This window comes from Pseudoalteromonas sp. T1lg65, from assembly GCF_051930985.1.
Classification (GTDB): domain Bacteria; phylum Pseudomonadota; class Gammaproteobacteria; order Enterobacterales; family Alteromonadaceae; genus Pseudoalteromonas.
Genome location: NZ_CP196837.1, coordinates 373221 through 394422, shown reverse-complemented (window position 1 = coordinate 394422; position 21202 = coordinate 373221). Strand labels below are relative to the sequence as shown.

At 43.1% G+C, this 21202-nt stretch carries 26 protein-coding genes; 15 read left to right on the top strand and 11 right to left on the bottom strand.

Going from position 1 to position 21202, the window contains the following annotated elements; all coding sequences use genetic code 11:
* Positions 1–76 precede the first annotated feature (76 nt).
* From rpsI to zapE, 3 genes are all read right to left on the bottom strand, one after another.
* Positions 77–466, bottom strand: coding sequence for a 30S ribosomal protein S9 (gene rpsI / locus ACSLBF_RS01795; RefSeq protein WP_440054916.1), 390 nt, complete (start codon positions 464–466; stop codon positions 77–79).
* An 11-nt stretch (positions 467–477) separates the two neighbouring features.
* Complete coding sequence (gene rplM / locus ACSLBF_RS01790) at positions 478–906, bottom strand: 50S ribosomal protein L13 (protein ID WP_440054915.1); 429 nt, start codon at positions 904–906, stop codon at positions 478–480.
* A gap of 281 nt (positions 907–1187) precedes the next feature.
* Positions 1188–2276 carry a cell division protein ZapE gene (gene zapE / locus ACSLBF_RS01785; RefSeq protein WP_440054914.1) on the bottom strand — a complete coding sequence of 363 codons (1089 nt, stop codon included), beginning with the start codon at positions 2274–2276 and terminating at the stop codon, positions 1188–1190.
* Between the two features lie 126 nt (positions 2277–2402).
* Between zapE and ACSLBF_RS01780 the strand changes: the two genes are divergently transcribed.
* The 3 genes from ACSLBF_RS01780 (at position 2403) to ACSLBF_RS01770 (ending at position 5513) form a co-directional block, all read left to right on the top strand.
* Positions 2403–2858, top strand: a complete 456-nt coding sequence (locus ACSLBF_RS01780; protein WP_440054913.1) for a YhcB family protein — start codon at positions 2403–2405, stop codon at positions 2856–2858.
* Between the two features lie 116 nt (positions 2859–2974).
* Entirely contained in the window at positions 2975–4327 is a 1353-nt protein-coding gene (locus ACSLBF_RS01775) for a DegQ family serine endoprotease (protein WP_440054912.1), read from the top strand.
* A 103-nt stretch (positions 4328–4430) separates the two neighbouring features.
* Entirely contained in the window at positions 4431–5513 is a 1083-nt protein-coding gene (locus ACSLBF_RS01770; protein ID WP_440054911.1) for a trypsin-like peptidase domain-containing protein, read from the top strand.
* A gap of 47 nt (positions 5514–5560) precedes the next feature.
* On the opposite strand, the gene murA is transcribed toward ACSLBF_RS01770, so the two are convergent.
* From murA to ACSLBF_RS01735, 7 genes are read right to left on the bottom strand one after another with little or no spacing between them, the layout of a single operon-like run.
* Entirely contained in the window at positions 5561–6820 is a 1260-nt protein-coding gene (murA, locus tag ACSLBF_RS01765; protein WP_440054910.1) for a UDP-N-acetylglucosamine 1-carboxyvinyltransferase, read from the bottom strand.
* 12 nt (positions 6821–6832) lie between these two features.
* Positions 6833–7090, bottom strand: coding sequence for a BolA family protein (locus ACSLBF_RS01760; protein ID WP_440054909.1), 258 nt, complete (start codon positions 7088–7090; stop codon positions 6833–6835).
* A gap of 5 nt (positions 7091–7095) precedes the next feature.
* Positions 7096–7395 carry an STAS domain-containing protein gene (locus ACSLBF_RS01755; RefSeq protein ID WP_440054908.1) on the bottom strand — a complete coding sequence of 100 codons (300 nt, stop codon included), beginning with the start codon at positions 7393–7395 and terminating at the stop codon, positions 7096–7098.
* A complete protein-coding gene (locus tag ACSLBF_RS01750; RefSeq protein WP_440054907.1) occupies positions 7388–8077 on the bottom strand; it encodes an MlaC/ttg2D family ABC transporter substrate-binding protein in 690 nt (229 codons plus the stop codon). Before ACSLBF_RS01750 ends, ACSLBF_RS01755 begins: the two co-directional genes overlap by 8 nt.
* Entirely contained in the window at positions 8077–8619 is a 543-nt protein-coding gene (gene mlaD, locus ACSLBF_RS01745) for an outer membrane lipid asymmetry maintenance protein MlaD (RefSeq protein WP_440054906.1), read from the bottom strand. Before mlaD ends, ACSLBF_RS01750 begins: the two co-directional genes overlap by 1 nt.
* 12 nt (positions 8620–8631) lie before the next feature.
* On the bottom strand, positions 8632–9411 hold the full coding sequence (mlaE, locus tag ACSLBF_RS01740; RefSeq protein WP_440054905.1) for a lipid asymmetry maintenance ABC transporter permease subunit MlaE: 780 nt from the start codon (positions 9409–9411) through the stop codon (positions 8632–8634).
* Entirely contained in the window at positions 9408–10214 is an 807-nt protein-coding gene (locus tag ACSLBF_RS01735; protein WP_440054904.1) for an ATP-binding cassette domain-containing protein, read from the bottom strand. Before ACSLBF_RS01735 ends, mlaE begins: the two co-directional genes overlap by 4 nt.
* 183 nt (positions 10215–10397) lie before the next feature.
* On the opposite strand from ACSLBF_RS01735, the gene ACSLBF_RS01730 reads away from it, so the two are divergent.
* The 12 genes from ACSLBF_RS01730 to mgtE all read left to right on the top strand — a co-directional run bounded on the left by ACSLBF_RS01730 (position 10398) and on the right by mgtE (position 19737).
* Complete coding sequence (locus tag ACSLBF_RS01730; protein WP_440054903.1) at positions 10398–11357, top strand: calcium/sodium antiporter; 960 nt, start codon at positions 10398–10400, stop codon at positions 11355–11357.
* A 12-nt stretch (positions 11358–11369) separates the two neighbouring features.
* Positions 11370–12341 carry a KpsF/GutQ family sugar-phosphate isomerase gene (locus tag ACSLBF_RS01725; RefSeq protein ID WP_440054902.1) on the top strand — a complete coding sequence of 324 codons (972 nt, stop codon included), beginning with the start codon at positions 11370–11372 and terminating at the stop codon, positions 12339–12341.
* Complete coding sequence (gene kdsC / locus ACSLBF_RS01720) at positions 12342–12893, top strand: 3-deoxy-manno-octulosonate-8-phosphatase KdsC (RefSeq protein ID WP_440054901.1); 552 nt, start codon at positions 12342–12344, stop codon at positions 12891–12893.
* Positions 12890–13444: an LPS export ABC transporter periplasmic protein LptC gene (lptC, locus tag ACSLBF_RS01715; protein WP_440054900.1), complete on the top strand. Its 555-nt coding sequence runs from the start codon at positions 12890–12892 to the stop codon at positions 13442–13444. Before kdsC ends, lptC begins: the two co-directional genes overlap by 4 nt.
* Positions 13434–13976, top strand: coding sequence for a lipopolysaccharide transport periplasmic protein LptA (gene lptA, locus ACSLBF_RS01710; protein WP_440054899.1), 543 nt, complete (start codon positions 13434–13436; stop codon positions 13974–13976). Before lptC ends, lptA begins: the two co-directional genes overlap by 11 nt.
* Positions 13976–14701, top strand: a complete 726-nt coding sequence (lptB, locus tag ACSLBF_RS01705; RefSeq protein ID WP_440054898.1) for an LPS export ABC transporter ATP-binding protein — start codon at positions 13976–13978, stop codon at positions 14699–14701. The genes lptA and lptB overlap by 1 nt, the downstream gene beginning before the upstream one ends.
* A 47-nt stretch (positions 14702–14748) precedes the next feature.
* The gene (locus ACSLBF_RS01700) at positions 14749–16248 is read left to right on the top strand and encodes an RNA polymerase factor sigma-54 (RefSeq protein WP_440054897.1); all 1500 of its coding nucleotides are present in this window, start codon (positions 14749–14751) and stop codon (positions 16246–16248) included.
* Between the two features lie 28 nt (positions 16249–16276).
* Entirely contained in the window at positions 16277–16564 is a 288-nt protein-coding gene (gene hpf, locus ACSLBF_RS01695) for a ribosome hibernation promoting factor (RefSeq protein WP_440054896.1), read from the top strand.
* Between the two features lies 1 nt (position 16565).
* Positions 16566–17024 (top strand): PTS IIA-like nitrogen regulatory protein PtsN, encoded by a 459-nt coding sequence (gene ptsN, locus ACSLBF_RS01690; protein ID WP_440054895.1) that lies wholly within the window; start codon positions 16566–16568, stop codon positions 17022–17024.
* A 13-nt stretch (positions 17025–17037) separates the two neighbouring features.
* Complete coding sequence (gene rapZ, locus ACSLBF_RS01685; protein ID WP_440056181.1) at positions 17038–17886, top strand: RNase adapter RapZ; 849 nt, start codon at positions 17038–17040, stop codon at positions 17884–17886.
* A complete protein-coding gene (locus ACSLBF_RS01680; RefSeq protein ID WP_440054894.1) occupies positions 17883–18152 on the top strand; it encodes an HPr family phosphocarrier protein in 270 nt (89 codons plus the stop codon). The genes rapZ and ACSLBF_RS01680 overlap by 4 nt, the downstream gene beginning before the upstream one ends.
* Before the next feature lie 226 nt (positions 18153–18378).
* Positions 18379–19737 (top strand): magnesium transporter, encoded by a 1359-nt coding sequence (mgtE, locus tag ACSLBF_RS01675; protein ID WP_440054893.1) that lies wholly within the window; start codon positions 18379–18381, stop codon positions 19735–19737.
* A 52-nt stretch (positions 19738–19789) separates the two neighbouring features.
* Here the strand turns inward: mgtE and pmbA are convergent, their stop codons facing one another.
* Positions 19790–21139: a metalloprotease PmbA gene (gene pmbA / locus ACSLBF_RS01670; protein WP_440054892.1), complete on the bottom strand. Its 1350-nt coding sequence runs from the start codon at positions 21137–21139 to the stop codon at positions 19790–19792.
* Positions 21140–21202 lie beyond the last annotated feature (63 nt).

Below are 21202 nucleotides of genomic sequence, written 5' to 3'. Positions count from 1 at the left end.
GTGGTAAATCAACCCGTTAGAGAAAAACAAAAAACCCAGCATAGAGCCGGGTTTTTGAATTCTTGAAACGTAAAAATTAACGTTTTGAGAACTGTGTCTTCTTACGTGCTTTCTTAAGACCCACTTTCTTACGCTCAACTTTACGAGCATCGCGAGTAACAAAGCCAGCTTTACGAAGTGTAGGACGAAGAGACTCGTCAAACTCCATAAGTGCACGAGTGATACCGTGGCGGATTGCGCCAGCTTGACCAGTAGTACCACCACCAGCAACGGTGATGTATAGGTCAAACTTCTCTGTCATTTCAACTAACTCAAGTGGTTGACGAACAACCATACGAGCAGTTTCACGACCGAAGTATTCTTCGATAGAACGCTGATTAATTACGATGCTGCCAGTGCCTGGGCGTAAGAATACGCGAGCACTTGAACTTTTACGACGACCTGTACCGTAGTATTGATTTGCCATGAGTGTGCTCCTTAAATGTCTAGAACCTGAGGCTGCTGTGCAGCGTGGTTGTGCTCGTTACCAGCGTAAACTTTAAGCTTACGGAACATTTCACGACCTAGAGGACCGCGAGGTAACATGCCTTTAACCGCTTTTTCAATGATCATTTCAGGCTTTTTAGCTTGAAGTTTCTCAAAGTTGATAGACTTAAGGCCACCTGGGTAACCAGTGTGAGCATGGTACATTTTGTCCTGAGTTTTGTTACCAGTTACAGTAACTTTCTCAGCATTGATTACGATGATGTAGTCACCAGTGTCAACGTGTGGTGTGTACTCAGCTTTATGCTTACCGCGCAGGCGACGAGCGATTTCAGTAGCGATGCGACCTAAAGTTTTACCTTCAGCGTCAACTACGTACCAGTCACGTTTTACAGTTTCTGGTTTAGCAACAAACGTTTTCATTATAAAAAAATCCAATGTCTTCAATTAAAACCACAGGCAGTCCTTGGACTACCGCTCTACTTTGTGTTTGCTTCAACCCCTTCGAGTTTAAGACTTTATGCCGCTCAAGCCGGTGGCTAAGCCGACGAGGGCAATAGAACGCAACGTGGCAGGCCGCGGATTATAGCAAGGGAAAACCATGAAGACCAGTACTTGGTGCTTTTTTCTACAAGAAAATTTATCCCTGCTAGCAACGAGATAACAAGACTCGATATTCTCTCTGAAACAAGTCTAAAGTTACGCTATGCAAGGTGCTCTAGAGACAAATACTCCGTCGATTGCATTTCTTGTAAACGACTAATGCACCGTTTGAATTCGAAGTTTAATGTGCCCTGTGTATACAATTCCGTAATTGGCGCTTCAGCTGAAATTATCAAGGTAACATTACGCTCGTAAAACTCATCAACCAAAGCAATAAACCGTCTTGCTGCATCATCATTATGCTGGCCCATTTGCTTCACATTCGACAAGATCACGGTATTATAAAGTCGGCTGATCTCCATATAGTCGACTTGCGAACGCGCGGTTTCGCAAAGGGCTGGAAAATCAAACATCACGACACAATCTGACACCATCCGAGTCGCGATCATTCGACCTTCTATTTCAATACTGGTGTCTTTTTTGCCAGGTTCGGGAGAAAGCTTGTCAAAATAATCAAATAAATTTGAGTCTGCTTGAGCATCAAGTGGGCTATGAAAAATTTCGGCCTGTTCGAGAGTGCGTAAACGGTAATCTATACCCGAATCCACATTCACTATTTCTGTGTTTTGTTTCACTAATTCAATCGCAGGTAGAAACCGTGCTCTTTGTAAGCCATTTTTGTACAGTTCGTCTGGAACAATATTGGACGTCGCAACCAACACAATTCCTCGCTCAAAGAGAGCTTCCATTAGCCCACCCAACAACATTGCGTCAGTAATGTCCTGAACAAAAAACTCATCAAAACAAATAATATCTGTTTCCGATTTGAATGTATCAGCGATATGTTCTAAAGGGTTTTTGACCTCTTTTAGTTTTTTTAATTCTTGATGGACACGGTGCATAAAGCGATGAAAATGCACACGCATTTTACGGTCAGTTGGCAACGCTTCGTAAAAGGTATCAACCAAATAGGTTTTACCCCGCCCCACTCCGCCCCAAAAGTACAGCCCTTTAATTTGTTTTGGCTGCGACCTGTTAAACAAGCGAGCAAAAAAGCTTTGCTTTGGCACTGGCTGAGTCACAAAATCTTCATACAAACGCTGTAAATGCTTTACCGCATTCTCCTGAGCACTGTCGTACTGAAAATCTTCTCTCGTTAAGTCTTGCTGATACTTTTCCCAAGGCGTCATGAATTTATATTTTTTTACGATTTGTTTGTTACTTATATTAACACGCCTGCATTCTCAGCGTATATTTAGTACAGATAAGTTTTTATATTAATTTCGCCCACATTTAGGGTGAATCAGGAGACAGCTATGACCACCATTACTTGGTTTGGACTCATTATCTTAGTAGCCAGTGCTGCATTTTATTTGGGAACTCTCTTTACACGCAAGCAGCTAAAACAGGATGAACTAGAACAGCAAGTAAAAAAAGCAGAAAGTGAACTTGAACAGTATCGCCAAGATGTAACTGATCACTTAGCTAATACCAAAAAACTGGTTGGTAAGATGCATGACAACTATCAACAGCTAGTTAGCCATGTTGAAGAGACCAACCAGCTACTGTTACAAGAAAAGTCATCTCGCCCTACTGACCCATTCTTTTCTAAAGAAACTACGGAGCAGCTACAAGCCTCACTAAAAGCCAGACCCGAAAAGCGTCGCAAAGTTGAATCTAACGCTACCGACCAACCGACCGATTACGCAGCAGGTGAAACTGGGCTATTTTCTGGTAGCCGTCGAGAAAGTGAGCAATCGAAAGCCTCTTGATGAACTTTTTTTTGACCCCATAGTCTGTAGAAATAATTAAAGATGATTGATAAGGGACCGAGTTTCAGTCTCTTATCACTTTTGGATTAACGCTATTAGCGGAGTACTACTAGACTATGAAACTGAAATTATCTTTGTTATCTGCCGCAATTTTATCCTCTAGCTTGTTATTATTTCCACATTCAAGTGTGGCGAAGTTGCCTGTCGCGGTAGATGGTCAACAACTGCCAACCCTTGCTCCTATGCTCGAAAAAGTGACACCGGGCGTTGTTAGTATCCAAGTTCGCGGTGCAAAAGAAGTTAGACGTCGAGTCGATCCGTTCGACTTCTTCTTTGGACAACCTCAACCTCGAAGCCAAAAACGTCCATTCAGTGGTTTAGGATCGGGCGTCATTATTGATGCCGATGAAGGCTATGTTGTTACCAACAATCATGTTATTGACGATGCTGATGAAATCGTCGTTACACTCAAAGATGGCAGAGAGTTTCAAGCCAAACTTGTTGGTGCTGATAGTGAATCAGACATTGCTCTATTACAAATCGAGTCGGAGGATCTCACCGAAGTAAAACTGGCCAATTCAGATAAATTAAGAGTGGGTGACTTCTCGGTTGCCATCGGTAACCCTTTTGGTCTGAGTCACACGGTAACATCAGGCATTATCAGTGCACTTGGTCGTAGCGGTCTGAATATCGAAGGCTATGAAGACTTTATTCAAACCGACGCGGCAATTAACCAAGGTAATTCAGGTGGCGCTTTAGTCAACTTGAATGGTGAGCTGATTGGTATCAATACCGCCATATTGGGAGCTTCAGGTGGTAATGTAGGTATTGGCTTTGCCATTCCTTCGAATATGATGAAAAGTCTAGTTGATCAAATAATTGAATTTGGTGAAGTGCGCAGGGGTTCACTCGGGATCCTTGGTCGCACATTGGATGCTGGGCTTGCCAAAGCTCAAGGGTTTGAGGTGAAACGAGGTTCTTATGTGATGCGCGTCATTGCTGACTCGGCGGCAGACAAAGCCGGATTAAAAGCCAACGATGTCATCGTCAGCATAAACGGCGATGAAGTAGAAAGCCATGAGCAGTTAAGAGGTAAAATAGCCACCATGGGCGAAGGCCGTGAGGTGAGATTAGGCGTTTATCGTGATGGTAAAGTAAAATTCATTGATGTCGAACTAGGTGGTAAGCAAGAAGAGCAAACCAATGCCGAAGATATTCATCCGATGTTACGTGGTGCCGTATTAGAAGCCGGTGAAAGGAATGGTAATGAAGGCGTTGTCGTCACTTCAATTGAAGCTCGTTCTCCAGCTGCAAGAGTGGGCCTAGAAGAAGGTGACGTGATCATGCAGGTTAACCGTAAGCGAGTCACCAGTGTTAACGACATGTCTAAGCTGATTTCTGAGATCAAAGGCAATATCGTGCTTGGAATTAAACGTGGTCGAGAAACCGTGTTCTATCTAATTCAATGATATTCACGTAAATAATGGTATTGAAACACAGCGATAGTTGTCGCTGTGTTTTTTTTTGTGTCATTATTGTCTTCATAATGAAAAATATAATGTATCAATACTCGTGCTGAAATTACTTAAATTCATATTCCCACCGTTCTTAGCTGGATTAGGCGTTGCCTTTATCATTATTTGGCTAAATCCAACCCTCAAACAAAATCTACCAAGCTTTGATGTGAATAAACACATTCCGTCACAGCATATGAGCTTTGCTGATGCCGTAGATAAGGCAGCACCTGCTGTGGTGACAATATTCTCAGAAGGCTTTAGCAGCCAGCCGAGATACAAAAGACAAAACACCGTCAGAGAATTGGGGTCTGGGGTTATCATGTCAAGCGATGGTTATATTCTAACTAACTATCATGTGGTTAATAATGCGGATCAAATCCTCGTTTTACTTACTGATGGTAGGCAGTATTTTGATGTACAGCTAATAGGCTTTGATACTGTCACTGATTTAGCTTTACTGAAGATCCCGGCTAAAAACTTGCCAGTTATACCCATTGATACAAATTTCAACCCACGAGTTGGCGATGTGATCCTAGCGATTGGTAACCCTTTGAATCTAGGACAAACGATCACACAAGGAGTGATCAGTGCAACAGGAAAACAAACACTTACCGAGAGCCAATATAATACCTTGCTACAAATGGATGCGGCTGTGAATGTAGGTAATTCAGGTGGCGCAGTTATAAATTCAACAGGTGCTTTGGTAGGAATTACTTCCGCCCAATTCAAGACCAGGTATAACATTGATATTCAGGGGATTTCTTTTGCCATACCCTATGATCTCGCGCTCGATGTGATGGCAAAGTTGATTAAAGATGGCCGAGTAATTCGAGGCTACCTTGGTTTCAAAGGAACTCCGGTTGATAACACGGGTAAAGACGTGACCGATCTCTATACACCTATCGTTGGACTAAGAGCCACTGACATAGACCCTTTGGGTCCAGCTTGGCAAGCCGGTATGAAAAATGGTGATATCTTAATTAAAGTGGACAACACCCCAGTTACAGATCCACAACGCACCTTGAAGAAAATAGGTAATACAAGCCCTGGAACAACCGTCATTTTTGAAGTCATTCGCAATGGAGAGCGGTTAGAGATACAAGTCGAAGTTGCAGAGCTGGAAACCGGCGTGTATTAATAAAAAGAGGGCCTATCGCCCTCTCTGTCTGCAATTATTGAAAAATGTTAAGACTTTCGTCTTTTGATTTTCGCGCCCAAACGACTGAGCTTGTCTTCTATTTTTTGATAACCACGGTCAACATGATAGATACGATCTACGATTGTTTCGCCGCTGGCAACGATACCCGTTAGAATTAAACTTGCTGAAGCTCTCAAGTCTGTAGCCATTACCTGTGCCCCACTTAGAGATTTACTATCGAGACAAATCGCAGTGTTACCTTCCAAACGAATATTTGCACCCATGCGCTGTAATTCTGGGACATGCATAAAACGATTTTCAAAAATGGTTTCAGTAATCGTCGCACTTCCTTCAGCGACAACATTCAACGCGGTAAACTGCGCTTGCATATCAGTAGGAAAGCCTGGGTGTGGCATGGTCTTAATGTTTACCGCTTTCAGGTTCCGCTGACGCATATCAACGTAAATACTGTCTTCTGTCACTTCAACCAGTGCATTCGCATCTCTGAGCTTTTCTAGCACCGGCTCTAAACTATGATAATCGGTGTTTTTACACAGCACTTCACCATGGGCCATAGCCGCAGCAACCAAAAAAGTACCCGTTTCAATGCGATCTGGAAGAATTTTGTGCTCACAGCCAAGTAGTTCTGCTACACCTTCAATCTCTATTCGGCTGGAACCAGCCCCGGTGATCTTCGCGCCCATTGCTATCAGGCAATCAGCTAAATTTGTTATTTCCGGTTCTCTGGCTGCATTTTCAAGAACGGTTTTCCCATCTGCTAATGTCGCTGCCATTAGTAAATTTTCGGTAGCTCCAACACTCACAGTTTCCATAAATATTTCAGCGCCTTTCAAGCGGCCCTGAGTTTGTGCTTGGATATATCCATTCTCAACCTTGATTACAGCACCCATCTTCTCAAGCCCGCTAATATGTAGGTCAACAGGCCTTGCTCCGATTGCGCATCCCCCTGGTAGAGAAACCTGGGCTTGACCGAATCTAGCCACGAGAGGGCCTAGAGCTAGTACTGATGCTCTCATCTGTTTTACCAACTCATAAGGGGCAAGCACTTTGTCGACAGAACTACCGTCAATTTCTAGGACGTCTCCGTCCCACTCGACTTGTGCTCCTAACGTCTTCAGTAAGGCTTCTGTAGTACCTATATCTCTTAGATGGGGAACGTTGGAAAAGCGGCTTTTACCATTGGCTAGCAAGGCCGCAAATAAAATGGGTAAGGCAGCATTTTTAGCACCTGAAATAGTGACTTCACCGGCTAAAGTGGTGCCACCTTGGATAACAAACTGATCCATAGCGGCACTCCGTTATTGAGGTAGGATGAATTTACGTTCTCTTTGCCATTCTTCCGGCGTAAATGCTTTAATGCTAACAGCATGAATGGTTCCATCTTTGATGGTACTCATCAATGGACCGTAAATTAACTGCTCTCGTTTAAGTCTTCTTAACCCGTCAAAACACGCTCCAACCGCAATCACTTCATAATGGCTACCCTGCGCCTTCACGACCACCTCGTCCAGAGGTAATGCTTCTTTCAATAATGTTTCGACCTGATTAGTTTCCATTAGACTCACTCAAATAGGGTTGTAACCTGACCCAGCTCCATCAAATTATGTAACTGTTCAGGAATGTTTCTCAGCTTTAGACTAACGCCGTTGTGCTGTAATAAACCTAAAGAGTGAATTAACCAAGCTAAGCCTGCCGTGTCAACCCTTGTGACCTCAGAAAGGTCAAAATCGATGTCTGACTGAGCATTTTTCAACAAACTTTCAAGAGAAGACGATTTCAGGGCGCTTGGTAAACTCTCTCTTGTAAGCTCGCCATTAAATACGATTTCACCTTTACTCTGGGTGAATGACAGTTTATCCATTGCCATCACTTCCTCTAAACTGGATAGGTAGTTTGCTCTTTTTATCCAGTAACTCGATAACATGTTCAATGCCCTGTTGTCGCAAAATACCTTGTAACTCTGATTGTTTTGCGTCAAGCAAACTAATGCCTTCTGCAATCATGTCATATGCACGCCATTGGTCGTCTTTGCCTCGGCGTACTTTAAAATCTATTTTTATATCCGGCTTGCCCGCTTCAACAATTTTGGTTTTCACCACCGCAACGTGCTCACCTTCAAAAGAACTGGCTTCGCCAAACTCAACCATTTGATCTTTATACTGTGTAAACACACCAGCGTAAGTAGCAATCAGGTAATTGCGAAAGACATCAATAAATACCTTGATGTCATCAATTGCTTTTTGCTTTTCTTCCTTATTGCCGATATTTCGCACTTTTTGGATATGCGAGCCCAGCATTCTGTAAGCAGCATATTTGTAATCGATATAAGGCATTAATTCTTCTTCAACAATCACTCGAAGATGCTCTTTATCTTTTTCAATAATATTTTGTTCCTTCGCGACCCGAGCGAAAGTTTGTGCCGCAACTTGTTCGACCATTTTGTATGGATCTTTGGTATCGACATCACTTGCATTCACCGTACAGGCAAACAACACACTGAGGGTTACCAGAAAAAACTTTATTAACAGAGGTCTAACGTTCATTATTCACCCCCTTGGTTAAACAAGAACTGTCCGATTAGTTCTTCTAACACTAGCGCTGATTTGGTATCAGTCATCATATCACCGTCTTTTAACGCTTTCGTTTCAACGCCGAACAAATCTTCAAGGTTATCTTCTTGCGCTACAACGTCATTTCCTGCACAGGTATCTTTTGCAGATTGCGAAGCGATAACTGGTGAAATACCCAAATATTGCTCACCCAAAATCCCCGATGTCAAAATAGATACTGAAGAAGTATCTGAAAACTGACACTCATAATTTTTATCAATACTCATCGACACTACTGGCACAAACTCTTCTGGGTGAATGTAGATACCATCAACGCGACCGATGACCACCCCACCAACTTTAATGGGGGCTCTTGTTTTTAATGAACCGATATTTTCAAATTTAGCTTTCAATGTGTAAGTTTCACCATTGCCGCTAATGCCAGCATTAGCAACTTTTAATGCCAACAACACAAATGCAGCAACACCCAATGCCACAAACAGGCCTACTAATATTTCAATTTTCCGTGTGTTCATGATTAAAACCTTTTAACTTGAGAACATGACTGCGGTAAGCACAAAGTCAAAACCCAGTACTGCTAACGATGAGTGTACAACGGTTTCCGTTGTCGCTTTACTGATCCCCTCTGAAGTAGGAATACAGTCATAACCTTTATAAAGTGCAATCCACGTAACGAGCAAAGCAAATACAAAGCTTTTGATTAACCCATTAAGGATATCTTGTTGAAAAGAAACTTGTGATTGCATAATTGACCAGAAGCTACCTGAATCGACGCCCAACCAATCCACGCCAACTAAGTGCGCTCCTAAAATGGCGATTGCCGAAAAAATAAGAGCAAGTAACGGCATACTAATAAAACCAGCCCAAAAACGGGGGGAAATAACTCTTTTTAGTGGGTCAATTGCCATCATTTCTAAACTTGAAAGCTGCTCGGTGGCCTTCATCAAGCCGATTTCTGCAGTTAACGCACTGCCAGCGCGACCAGCGAAGAGTAACGCCGTCACCACAGGCCCAAGTTCACGTAACAAGCTTAATGCTACCAAAGGACCTAAACTATCTTCCGCGCCATAGCCAACCAACACCGTATAGCCTTGCAGAGCCAATACCATGCCGATAAACAAACCGGAAACCATGATAATCAGTAAAGACTGATGCCCTATCATATAAAGCTGCTTAATGAGCAGTGGCGTACCTTTTCTGAAATTTGGCATACTGAAAAGTGCACCAAATAACATCGAGGTTGCTCTTCCCAACGCGGCAAAGCGACTAAGAGTCTTATGGCCAAGTTGTTGTAATAAATCAATCATGATTGACTCCCTGTCAGTAGTTCTTGCTGATAATCAGGGGCATTGAAGTGAAACGGTACAGGTCCATCGGCTAAACCTTGTAAGAACTGTTGTACCAGTGGAGATTCGTGCTGCAACATTTGTTCAGGTGTGCCAGTGCCAATGACGCCTTGGTCTGCAATAATAACAACATGATCTGCAATACTTAGTACCTCAGTAACATCATGCGTCACTATCAATGAAGACAAGCCTAACACCTCATTGAGAGATTTAATCAGGCGCACTAGGACTCCCATAGAAATCGGGTCTTGTCCAGCAAACGGTTCATCATACATGATCAATTCAGGATCTAGCGCTATAGCACGTGCCAATGCGGCGCGACGCGCCATACCGCCTGATAATTCTGCTGGCATTAGGTCTTTTGCACCGCGAAGACCAACCGCTTGTAACTTCATTAATACCACTAAACGGATTAGTTCTTCGCTAAGAGCGGTATGTTCTCGAAGCGGGAAGGCCACATTGTCAAAAACACTCATATCGGTGAAAAGAGCACCACTTTGGAACAACATGCTCATTTGCGTTCTTGCAGCGTATAACTCGGCTCTGGACATTTTAGGGATGCTTTGGCCAGTAAAGAGGATATCACCACTATCTGGTTTTAACTGACCACCGATCAATCTGAGCATTGTTGTCTTACCGATACCACTGGGACCCATTATTGCGGTAATTTTACCTTTGGGTACGGAAAAGCTCATGTTGTTGTAGATGATCCTCTCACCTCTTGAGAAGGTTACATCCTTGACTTCTACAATAGACTGCGACAAGCCGCTCTCCACATCTCGTATTTATTTGGTTCATTATGATACTTTTTTTTCAAACTATATGGAAAATCGATTTGGTAAAATTTTGTAAGGGTACGATTATCTCGAAGTGAGAGTTTACTTATACTTTCGATGACGCTTTTGGTAGTATCTACCGAAAATTTGATCCATTTCGGCTAGAGGTTCATGGTTTTATCATTTGTTGTTCTAATTCTCGGCTTTGTAGCACTGGTATGGAGTGCAGACAGATTTGTATTTGGTGCAGCAGCATTGGCACGAAACTTTGGTGTGCCGACATTAATTGTAGGGCTCACGATTGTGGCAATGGGGTCATCTGCACCAGAAATGATGGTTGCAGCACAAGCAGCTCTTGCTGATAAAACAGACACCGCAGTAGGAAATGCAATCGGCTCCAACATTGCCAACATTCTTTTAGTACTCGGAATAACAGCTCTTTTACGCCCTCTTTCGATCGGCTCAGGCATATTGAGACGCGAGATGCCACTGCTTGTTATTGTGTCTTTGGCAGCTTGGTACATTATCAGTGATGACTATTTCAGTTTTGTAGAAGGGAGCGCACTTCTTGTCGGCTTTATCGTGTTTCTTGTTGGCCTTATTATCATTACGAAGAATGGTGGTGGAAACACAGATGATCCGTTAGTAAGTGAAGCCTGTGAAGAAGTTCCCAATAATGTGGCTAATAGTAAAGCTATTTTTTGGTTAGTGATTGGTATGTTATTACTTCCGATTAGTGCCGATTATCTAGTCGGCGCAGCGGTTGATATTGCTAAATATTTTGGCATGAGTGACTTACTCATTGGTCTTACTATTATTGCTGTGGGAACCAGCCTACCTGAGCTCGCAGCGTGTGTTGTTGGGGTTCTTAAAAAAGAGGACGATCTGGCACTGGGTAATATTATTGGTTCCAATATATTCAATATATTAGCCGTCTTATCTATCGCAGGTATTGTAAACCCATCAAATATAGATCATGCCGTATCATCGCGAGATATCTACGTGATGCTTGGCGCAACGGCTTTACTGATAGTCATGAGTTTAAGTTTCACCGGTAAACGTCGCATTAACCGTTTTGAAGGCGGCTTACTGACTTTGGGTTTCTTAGCCTACATGTATTACATAATTTAGTGGACCACTACAATGACAGAAAATCAGTTTATTACCTCGGGAAAGCAGGTCTTTAGTACTGAACTTGAAGCGGTTGCTGAGGTCCAAAAATTCGTTGATAAAAATTTTGCCAAAGCCTGTCAACTGATGTTTTCCTGCGCAGGTCGCATCATAGTAATTGGCATGGGCAAATCTGGTCATGTTGGCAATAAGATTGCGGCTACGTTAGCAAGTACAGGTACTCCAGCATTTTTTGTACATCCAGGTGAAGCAAGTCATGGCGATTTAGGCATGATCACTAAAGAAGATATTGTACTGCTGATTTCTAATTCAGGAGAAACACAAGAAGTACTCGCAATTGTGCCTGTGATAAAACGAATTGGAGCCGCCATGATAGCGATGACAGGCAATCCTAACTCAAATATGGCGAAAAATGCGACGGTCCACCTTTGCGTTAAGGTCTCGAAAGAAGCTTGTCCATTAGGACTAGCGCCAACCGCTAGCACAACGGCTACTTTAGTGATGGGAGATGCTCTCGCGGTAGCTCTGCTGGAAGCTCGTGGCTTTACTGCCAACGACTTCGCGCTTTCTCACCCAGGAGGCAGCTTAGGTAAGCGCTTGCTATTAACCTTAAGCGACATTATGCACACTGGCGACAGTGTGCCAAAAGTTTTAGATTCTTGTACTGTCAAAGAAGCGTTATTCGAGGTTTCTAGCAAAGGGCTGGGGATGACCGCCGTTATCGACAAAGATGGTAAATTAAAAGGGTTATTTACAGATGGCGACCTGCGACGCATTATTGAACAAAAGGTAGATATACACACTACCCCAATCACCTCTGTCATGACCGCGAATTGCACCACGGCCAAGGCGGATATGCTAGCGGCGGAAGTATTAAATATTATGGAAACTAAACGGATCAATGGACTGATTGTTGTCGACCAAAATTATCAACCAGTTGGCGCTTTGAATACTCAAGATTTGTTACGTGCAGGAGTACTTTAAATGAAGTTTGCCGATCTCTATCAACCCATCAGCGAAGAGACCACGCAAAGAGCGGCCAATATTAAGCTACTGATTTGTGACATCGATGGGGTATTTTCTGATGGCAGAATCTATCTTGGGAATCAAGGCGAAGAACTAAAGGCCTTCAATACAAAAGATGGCTTTGGCGTTAAAGCACTGATTGCATCAGGGATACAAGTCGCCGTAATTACAGGACGACATTCACACATTGTTCAGCAGAGAATGACTAGTTTAAATGTACCTTATATTTATCAAGGACAAGAAAACAAGCTTCATGCATATGATGAACTTAAAACCACGCTTAACTTACAGGATAACGAAATCGCCTATATCGGTGATGATGGCCCGGATTTGCCTGTAATGGAAAAGGTTGGTTTTGCTGTTGCAGTAAATGATGCTCACCCACTCGTAAAAAGGCTAGCTCATTATACAACGTTGATACCTGGGGGATACGGAGCTGTCAGGGAACTAACGGACTTGCTCATGCTTTGCCAGAACAAACCGTTAACCAGTGCAGGGGCAAGTACATGACTGTACTGCGTGTTGTTTTACTGATCCTTTTTGCTGGTATCATGGCGTGGCTTTGGCACCCGATATTGACTGAAAAAAAAGACGATAGTGTAAAGCAAGAAGAACACTTAGCTAAACCAGACTATATAGCAACACAACTTCAGCAACTTGCCTACAGTGAAAATGGCCAGTTAAATTACCAAGTTAAAGCTAATAAAATGGAAGTTTTTCAAGAGCTAGGTTTTAGTCACTTTACCCAGCCTGTGTTCACTTTATACAATGGTGAGCAAAATTGGGAGCTCAGCGCAGCAGAAGCCACGTTATACGATAACAATATGCTGGTACTTGAAGGCAATGTCCTAGCTAAAAACTTAACCGAGGGAGCGATGATCAGTGATGTTTTTGCTGACAACGTAAGAGTAGACATAAAACAAAAACTGATGAACTCCCAACAGCCAGTAGAAATAATTGGCCCAAGCCTCAAAATTACAGGTAAGGGATTAACCGCTGACCTACACAATGAGGTCATTGAACTTATCAATCATACAAAGACTATCTATTATGATCAGTAAACTCTTTACTACCTTAACCCTTTTTAGCCTCAGTGTATGGGCTACCGTTGCTTCATCAGTAGAAGATTCGCAAGTTATTATTGACTCAGATCGGCAGCAAGCCCAATTACAAAGCGACATTGCCATCTTTGAGAAAAACGTAACGGTCATTCATGGTCTTCGTCGCATTACCGCCGATAAATTAGAAGCACACCGTCGAAAGGAGCTTGGTGATAATAAGCAATTGCTTATTGCCAAAGGTTCCCCTGCCATTTTTACTGAACAGCAAGCCGATGGCACTATGCTGGAAGCAAAAGCCAACGAAATACGCTATGACGTTGCCACCATGACCTTAGTTATCTCAGGTAATGCGGAGATTAAACAAGCCGGACAGAAAATGAATGCTGACAGCATCACCTATGACATCGATAAGCAGCTGATCAGTGCAGACCGCTCAGATCAAAAAGACTCCAGAGTGCGTACCATTTTAGTGCCGGTCAAAGATGACAAAGATCAATCTAATAAAGGGTTAAAAGAGCAAGGTAACAATTAATGAGTGAATTAATTGCACAAGGCCTAGCAAAAAGCTACAAAGGCAGACAAGTTGTCAAGAACGTAGCTCTCAATGTTAAAGCTGGTAGCATAGTCGGTTTACTTGGTCCAAACGGAGCGGGGAAAACCACTACTTTTTATATGATTGTTGGTTTAGTACCGAGCGACAAAGGCGTTATTCAAATCGATGACCAAGATATCACCTTGTTGCCCATGCATAGCCGTGCCCGCTTAGGTATTGGCTATTTACCACAAGAGTCTTCCATATTTAGAAAACTCACTGTGTATCAGAACCTTATGGCGATATTAGAAACTCGCAAAGATCTCAATAAAACAGAGCGTGAGATTGAGCTTAACGAACTTCTAGATGAGTTTAACATTCAGCATATTCGTGACTCATTGGGTATGGCGCTTTCAGGTGGAGAACGAAGAAGGGTAGAAATTGCTCGAGCTTTAGCCGCAAACCCAAAATTTATCCTTTTAGATGAACCTTTTGCTGGTGTTGACCCGATTTCAGTGTTAGATATAAAGACAATAATAAAGCACCTAAGAGATCGAGGTATTGGGGTTTTAATTACAGATCATAATGTCAGGGAAACCTTAGATGTCTGTGAAACCGCCTACATTGTTTCTCATGGTGAGCTAATAGCATCAGGCACCCCTGAGCATGTTTTGGCAGATCAAACAGTAAGAGATGTCTACCTAGGTGAGCAATTCAAGCTATAGTTAGATTGGTAGTAATAACAACTGTGAAAAAGGATTGTTAGAGATACATGAGACAATCATTACAGCTGCGTATGGGGCAGCAACTGACCATGACACCTCAGCTGCAACAAGCCATCCGCTTGCTGCAATTGAGCACATTGGATCTACAACAAGAAATACAAGAAGCACTAGATAGCAATCCATTGTTAGAGGTGGACGAGTCTGAATCTCAAGATTCTGATGGCGTGGAAATATCTGACCAAGATAAAAACACGGATCAAAACAATTCAGAATCCAGTGATGAGAGTCAAGTCAGTGATTATGAGTTAGACTCGGATACTGCCCTGAGCAAAGATACAGTTAGTGAAGAACTCGCCATGGATGTCACTTGGGATGAATACATGAGCGCCGCTCCTAGTAGTAGCTCAGGTCCTTTACCTGATGACGACAATGTTTATCAAGGCGAAACATCTGAGTCATTACACGACTATCTAATGTGGCAACTACAACTCACCCCTTTTAGTCCAACCGATCATGCCATTGCTACTGCTATTATTGAGGCCGTCGATACATCAGGAATTCTGACTCTATCTTGCGAAGAGATTTTAGAAAGCTTAAATGGCGATGAAAGCGAGGAAACGATTGAGTTAGATGAAATTGAAGCCGTATTAAAACGTATCCAACTTTTTGACCCCGTCGGTATTGCAGCAAGAAGCCTTCAAGAATGTCTTTGTATTCAGTTACGTCAGTTTGCGCCAGAAACGCCTTGGCTAAAAGAAACACAAATGGTGCTAACCGACCATATAGATTTGCTAGCCAGCCGTGACTATCGAACGTTAATGAAGAAAACTCGCCTCAAAGAAGATGAACTAAAAGAGGTAATGACGCTTATTCATAGCCTCAATCCCAAACCTGCGGCCAGTATTCTTCATGAAGAACCTGAATACGTGATACCTGACGTGTCAGTAAAAAAAGTGAAAGGTCGTTGGGTGGTAGAGCTGAATCCCGACGCAATGCCTAAAATTAGAGTGAATGATCACTACGCTGCAATGTCTAGAACCGCACGCTCCAGTTCTGATAGTCAGTTCATCCGTTCACACTTGCAAGAAGCAAAGTGGTTCATTAAAAGTCTTGAAAGTAGAAATGACACTTTATTGAAAGTAACTAATTGCATTGTGCAACAACAACAGGCATTCTTTGAACATGGACCTGAGGCAATGCGTCCTATGGTGCTTAACGATGTCGCGGAGATGGTTGATATGCATGAATCAACAATTTCCCGGGTTACAACTCAAAAATATATGCATACACCTCGCGGCATTTTTGAGCTGAAGTATTTCTTCTCAAGCCATGTAAGTACAGAAAACGGAGGTGAGTGCTCATCAACAGCAATTAGAGCACTGATCAAAAAGCTGGTAGCTGCGGAGAACACAGCTAAACCTTTGAGCGATAGTAAAATCGCAGACATACTAGCTGAACAGGGAATCAAGGTAGCAAGGCGCACGATCGCAAAGTATCGTGAATCCCTAGCCATTCCACCGTCAAATCAGCGTAAAAGCTTGATTTAAGACGTTAAACCAAAGAAGGAAAATGCTTATGCAACTAAATTTAACTGGTCGTCACGTAGAAATTACAGATTCACTTAGAGACTATGTCACCAACAAATTTGCGAAGCTGGAGAGGCATTTTGACCACATCAACAATGTCCATGTGATCCTAGACGTTGAAAAACTAGTACAAAAAGCAGAGGCTACTTTGCACGTGAACGGCGGAGAACTATTTGCTTCGACTGAACACCAGGACATGTACGCGGCGATTGATAGTTTAATCGATAAGCTAGACCGTCAAGTAATTAAACATAAAGAGAAATTAACTCGTCATTAAAATGAAATTGAGTTCACTTGTAAATAAGGACTGTAGTAAAGCTGCGGTCCTTTTTAATAGCAAAAAGCGTATTCTCGAATATATTAGTGAGCTGGCACACACTCAGCTTCCTGAGGTTAGTCAGCACGCTATTCTTGATGCACTGATGACCAGAGAAAAGCTTGGTAGCACAGGGATAGGCAAGGGTATTGCGATCCCACATGGAAGACTAGCCGGTATCGATCATGTCGTCACTATGGTACTTGTGAGTGAGCAAGCGATTCCGTTTGAAGCCATAGACAAGCGCCCCGTGGATATTTTCGTCGCTCTGATTGTACCTGATGGAGATAATCAGCATCACCTAAAGACCTTGGCAACAATTGCTGATAGACTCAAAGACAAAGCGTTTTGTAAGCAACTTAGGCAAGCAAAAACAGATGATGAGTTATTTTCGGTGATCCAGAATGAGTCAAGTAACTGAGCAAGAACAAGGAATGGAGTTAATTATTATCAGTGGCCGCTCAGGCTCTGGTAAGTCTGTCGCGTTGAGAGTCTTAGAAGACTTAGGTTACTACTGCGTTGATAATATACCAGTCAATTTATTGCCCTCATTAGTCAGAAGCGTTTCTGACAGTTACGACAAGATCGCCGTAAGTATTGACGTTCGCAATATTCCTAAAGAAAGCGATGAATTTAATGATATTTTAGAATATCTGCCGGGCTTTGCGAAGCCGACTTTGTTTTATCTAGACAGCGATGACCAAACGTTGATTAAGCGTTTTTCAGAGACACGTCGTCTGCACCCTCTTTCATTACATAATCTTCCTCTTGATGTTGCGATAAAAAAAGAGCGAGAATTGCTTGATACACTCATCAATCGCGCCGACTTTTTAATTGATACAACCGATATCAGCGTACACCAGCTTGCTGAAGACATCCGCGAAAAAATATTAGGTAAAAAAGACAAACAATTAATTATTACCTTTGAATCTTTCGGCTTTAAGCATGGCATTCCAAAACAAGCTGATTATGTCTTTGACGCTAGATTTCTGCCTAATCCACATTGGGAACCAGAATTAAAACCGCTTACGGGCCTAGATCAAGCCGTAATCGATTACCTATCTAGCCACAGCATAGTGCAAAAATTTACCTGGCAAATTCAAACCTTTGTTCAGACTTGGCTGCCACACTTAGAGCGCAATAACCGCAGCTATCTAACCATCGCAATAGGCTGCACCGGCGGTCAACACCGCTCTGTATATCTAGCTCAGACAATCGGAGAACGCTTTGCTCGTACCCACTCGAATGTGAAGATACGACATCGAGAGCAAGAATCAAAATGATTGAAGACAGCTTTTTAATCCGAAACAAATTGGGACTACACGCCAGAGCAGCAACAGTACTGGCAGAGCTGGCTAACCAATTTGATGCTGAAATCACACTCTATCAGGGTGATAAACAAGCCGCAGGGGATAGTGTTCTAGCCCTCCTGTTACTTGAAAGCAGTCAAGGTAAACAAGTTCGTGTTACGTGTGACGGCCCTGATGCCCAACTAGCACTTGAAGCGATAGGTCAATTAATCGCAAATAACTTCAATGAAGCAGAGTAACGCGCTTCTTACTGGTCTGATAACTACTTTATAGATAAGCGCTTTTTGAGTTTGTAGCTTGGTAACTCCCACCAAAGTAAGTTAAACTGTATGTGCCTGCCTGTAGATATACAGAAAAATTTCTCGGCTTAAACCTGTGTAATATCTGCAATAAAAATAGAAAACAATTAAGGTAATCTGTTAACACGGTTTAACAATGTCGCTAGCAAAATAATTAAGGACGTATATGCCTGAAGCATTTGAACAAGACTACACACTGGAACAACTTCAAAAGGCCACCAAGGCCTTAAACAGTGGTCAGTTTGTTCAAGTCAGGCGCATGCTTGCAGAGACAGCACCGTGTGATACGGCACTATTACTTGAGTCTTCCCCCCACAAAATTAGGACAATGCTTTGGCAACTCGTCGATCCTGATATTCAAGGGGATATTCTCGAGGAGCTTTCAGAGGATGTGCGTCTTAGCATCATCTCGAAAATGGAACCTGAGCTCATCGCTGCAGCCACTGGCGATATGGATGATGACGATCTCGGTGACGTACTGAGAAGCCTACCCGATACAGTCTATCAAGATGTTATTGGTGCTATGGATAGCCAAGATCGGGAGCGTGCCACAGTCGCGCTTTCCTATAAGGAGCACTCTGCTGGTGCCTTAATGAGCACCGATACCGTCACAATACGGCCGGATGTTTCGCTTGATGTCGTATTTCGTTACCTGCGCCTAAAGGGCGAACTTCCTGATGGCACAGATGAGTTGTATGTCGTTGATAAACATAACTGCTTTTTAGGCTCGTTGTCCATCAACACGTTACTGACTAGCACGCCAGATAAGATCGTCAGAGAACTCATGGATGAAGAGCGGGAAACAATCCCTATTTCTATGGATGAGTCGGATGTTGCACAGTTATTTGAGCGCCACAACTGGATTTCCGCCCCCGTTGTCGATGATAACGCCCACTTACTTGGACGTGTAACTATCGATGACGTTGTAGATGTTATTCGTGAAGATGCTGAGCACAGCTTGCTTAGTATGGCAGGTCTAGAAGATGAAGAAGATACCTTCGCACCGGTTCTAAAAAGTAGTCAGCGCCGTTCGATTTGGCTTGGTGTTAATCTCATCACAGCTTTAATGGCAGCCTTTGTGGCGAGTTTTTTCGAAGGAACGCTCGATATCCTCCCGATACTTGCGGTTTTAAATGGCATCGTGCCTAGCATGGGTGGTGTTGCGGGTAGCCAGACCTTAACCTTGGTGATCCGGGGTATTGCTTTGGGCCATATCAACCAAACGAACCAGCGTTTCATTATGGGTAAAGAATTAGCGATTGGCGCGCTTAATGGTCTGCTTTGGTCTGTTTTAATCGCCGGTGTTATCGCAGTTTGGCAGTGGGACTTTAAACTCGGTGCCGTGATAGCTTTCGCCATGTTTATGAATTTAGTGGCTGCGGGGATAGCTGGTGCGAGTGTACCAATCGTACTTAAGAAAATGAAAATTGATCCCGCGTTGGCTGGCAGTGTTGTGTTGACCACTGTCACAGACATTGTGGGTATTTTCGCTTTCCTTGGCACAGCGACATGGTTTTTAGTATAAGCCAACCTCGGTTTTCGATGATATGCGCCTCTAGTTGAGGCGCTTATCACACTTAATTTCCTGCTATTTGCATATTATTAATTAGCACAGAACCGGTTTGTATGGCTCCTCGCTTTTCAATGTCGGCTCCCAATCCTTCCACCCCTAAGAACATGTCTTTAAGGTTTCCAGCTATGGTAATTTCACTGACAGGAAACTGAATTTGACCGTTTTCAACCCAAAAGCCCGCGGCGCCACGAGAGTAGTCACCAGTAACCGTATTGACTCCTTGACCCATTAATTCTGTTACTAATAAGCCTGTCCCCATCTTTCTGAGTAACGCATCCAAATCGCCTTCCGTCGGATTCACTAACCAATTGTGGATCCCACCAGCATGACCCGTAGAAACCATATTCATTTTTCTGGCTGAATAGCTAGTCAGTAAATAGGTTTGCAGTTCACCACTGTCGATGATTGTCCTATCTGCCGTTTTCACTCCCTCGCTATCAAATGGACTAGAGGCTAACGCTTGCAACATATGCGGTCTTTCTTCAATAGAAACACACGGATTAAATACTTGCGTGCCCAAGCTATCTAATAAAAAGCTTGATTTCCGATACAGTGCGCCACCACCTATCGCAGAAACTAAATGACCAAACAGGCCACTAGCAATATCGGCTCTGAAAATAACAGGAGTTTTTCTCGTCGATAGTTTACGACTCCCCAGCTTCGCAAGGGTAGCACTAGCCGCTTCGATACCAAGGTCTTTGGCTGACTTGAGTTCGGTTGATAGCCGAGAAACAGCGAACGCAGAGTCTCTTTGCATTTGTTCGTCTTCCTTACCTATCACCATCGTGCTAAAACTATGACGAGTGCGTGGGAAACCAGCTATTAGACCATGTGAATTACCATACACACGTAACCCCTCATGGCTCGAGATGCTTGCGCCATCTGAGTTAATGATCCGAGGATCCGCATCTAACGCTGTGTTCTCGGCTTCTTGGCATAAAGAAATAGCTGCGTCTGGAGTCAATGACCAAGGATGATACAAATCGAGATCTGGAGGGCTCATTTCTAGCAGTTGTTTATCGGCCACCCCATTGCACGGATCGTCAGAGGTAAATTTTGCAATATCTACCGCTTTCTCAACAACCGATCGCAAGGCTTTTGGGCTCAAATCAGCTGTTGACGCAGAACCTTTGTGATTGCCAACGTAGACACTGACTCCCAAGCTACCATCTTGATTGAACTCTATGGTATCGACCTCTCCCATTCGCGTACTCACGGATAACCCTGACGTGCTCGACATCGCAGCCTCAGCAGATGTGGCTCCTAAGCTTTTCGCGTAAGAAAGTACATCTGAAACCGCGTTTTTTACTTCGTCAATTTGAGAATAAATAGACTGTTGATTTGCTTGGTTCATAGTTACGGTATCCATCACCTATTAATACTTATAATGCTAACACAGCAGTTGGCTGTTGTAGCG

Bases quoted from the DNA above. Each gene is read 5' to 3' on its own strand.
- rpsI (WP_440054916.1), bottom strand. From the start codon at position 466: ATGGCAAATCAATACTACGGTACAGGTCGTCGTAAAAGTTCAAGTGCT.
- rplM (WP_440054915.1), bottom strand. From the start codon at position 906: ATGAAAACGTTTGTTGCTAAACCAGAAACTGTAAAACGTGACTGGTAC.
- zapE (WP_440054914.1), bottom strand. From the start codon at position 2,276: ATGACGCCTTGGGAAAAGTATCAGCAAGACTTAACGAGAGAAGATTTT.
- ACSLBF_RS01780 (WP_440054913.1), top strand. From the start codon at position 2,403: ATGACCACCATTACTTGGTTTGGACTCATTATCTTAGTAGCCAGTGCT.
- ACSLBF_RS01775 (WP_440054912.1), top strand. From the start codon at position 2,975: ATGAAACTGAAATTATCTTTGTTATCTGCCGCAATTTTATCCTCTAGC.
- murA (WP_440054910.1), bottom strand. From the start codon at position 6,820: ATGGATCAGTTTGTTATCCAAGGTGGCACCACTTTAGCCGGTGAAGTC.
- ACSLBF_RS01760 (WP_440054909.1), bottom strand. From the start codon at position 7,090: ATGGAAACTAATCAGGTCGAAACATTATTGAAAGAAGCATTACCTCTG.
- ACSLBF_RS01755 (WP_440054908.1), bottom strand. From the start codon at position 7,395: ATGGATAAACTGTCATTCACCCAGAGTAAAGGTGAAATCGTATTTAAT.
- ACSLBF_RS01750 (WP_440054907.1), bottom strand. From the start codon at position 8,077: ATGAACGTTAGACCTCTGTTAATAAAGTTTTTTCTGGTAACCCTCAGT.
- mlaD (WP_440054906.1), bottom strand. From the start codon at position 8,619: ATGAACACACGGAAAATTGAAATATTAGTAGGCCTGTTTGTGGCATTG.
- mlaE (WP_440054905.1), bottom strand. From the start codon at position 9,411: ATGATTGATTTATTACAACAACTTGGCCATAAGACTCTTAGTCGCTTT.
- ACSLBF_RS01730 (WP_440054903.1), top strand. From the start codon at position 10,398: ATGGTTTTATCATTTGTTGTTCTAATTCTCGGCTTTGTAGCACTGGTA.
- ACSLBF_RS01725 (WP_440054902.1), top strand. From the start codon at position 11,370: ATGACAGAAAATCAGTTTATTACCTCGGGAAAGCAGGTCTTTAGTACT.
- kdsC (WP_440054901.1), top strand. From the start codon at position 12,342: ATGAAGTTTGCCGATCTCTATCAACCCATCAGCGAAGAGACCACGCAA.
- lptC (WP_440054900.1), top strand. From the start codon at position 12,890: ATGACTGTACTGCGTGTTGTTTTACTGATCCTTTTTGCTGGTATCATG.
- lptA (WP_440054899.1), top strand. From the start codon at position 13,434: ATGATCAGTAAACTCTTTACTACCTTAACCCTTTTTAGCCTCAGTGTA.
- lptB (WP_440054898.1), top strand. From the start codon at position 13,976: ATGAGTGAATTAATTGCACAAGGCCTAGCAAAAAGCTACAAAGGCAGA.
- ACSLBF_RS01700 (WP_440054897.1), top strand. From the start codon at position 14,749: ATGAGACAATCATTACAGCTGCGTATGGGGCAGCAACTGACCATGACA.
- hpf (WP_440054896.1), top strand. From the start codon at position 16,277: ATGCAACTAAATTTAACTGGTCGTCACGTAGAAATTACAGATTCACTT.
- ptsN (WP_440054895.1), top strand. From the start codon at position 16,566: ATGAAATTGAGTTCACTTGTAAATAAGGACTGTAGTAAAGCTGCGGTC.
- rapZ (WP_440056181.1), top strand. From the start codon at position 17,038: ATGGAGTTAATTATTATCAGTGGCCGCTCAGGCTCTGGTAAGTCTGTC.
- ACSLBF_RS01680 (WP_440054894.1), top strand. From the start codon at position 17,883: ATGATTGAAGACAGCTTTTTAATCCGAAACAAATTGGGACTACACGCC.
- mgtE (WP_440054893.1), top strand. From the start codon at position 18,379: ATGCCTGAAGCATTTGAACAAGACTACACACTGGAACAACTTCAAAAG.
- pmbA (WP_440054892.1), bottom strand. From the start codon at position 21,139: ATGAACCAAGCAAATCAACAGTCTATTTATTCTCAAATTGACGAAGTA.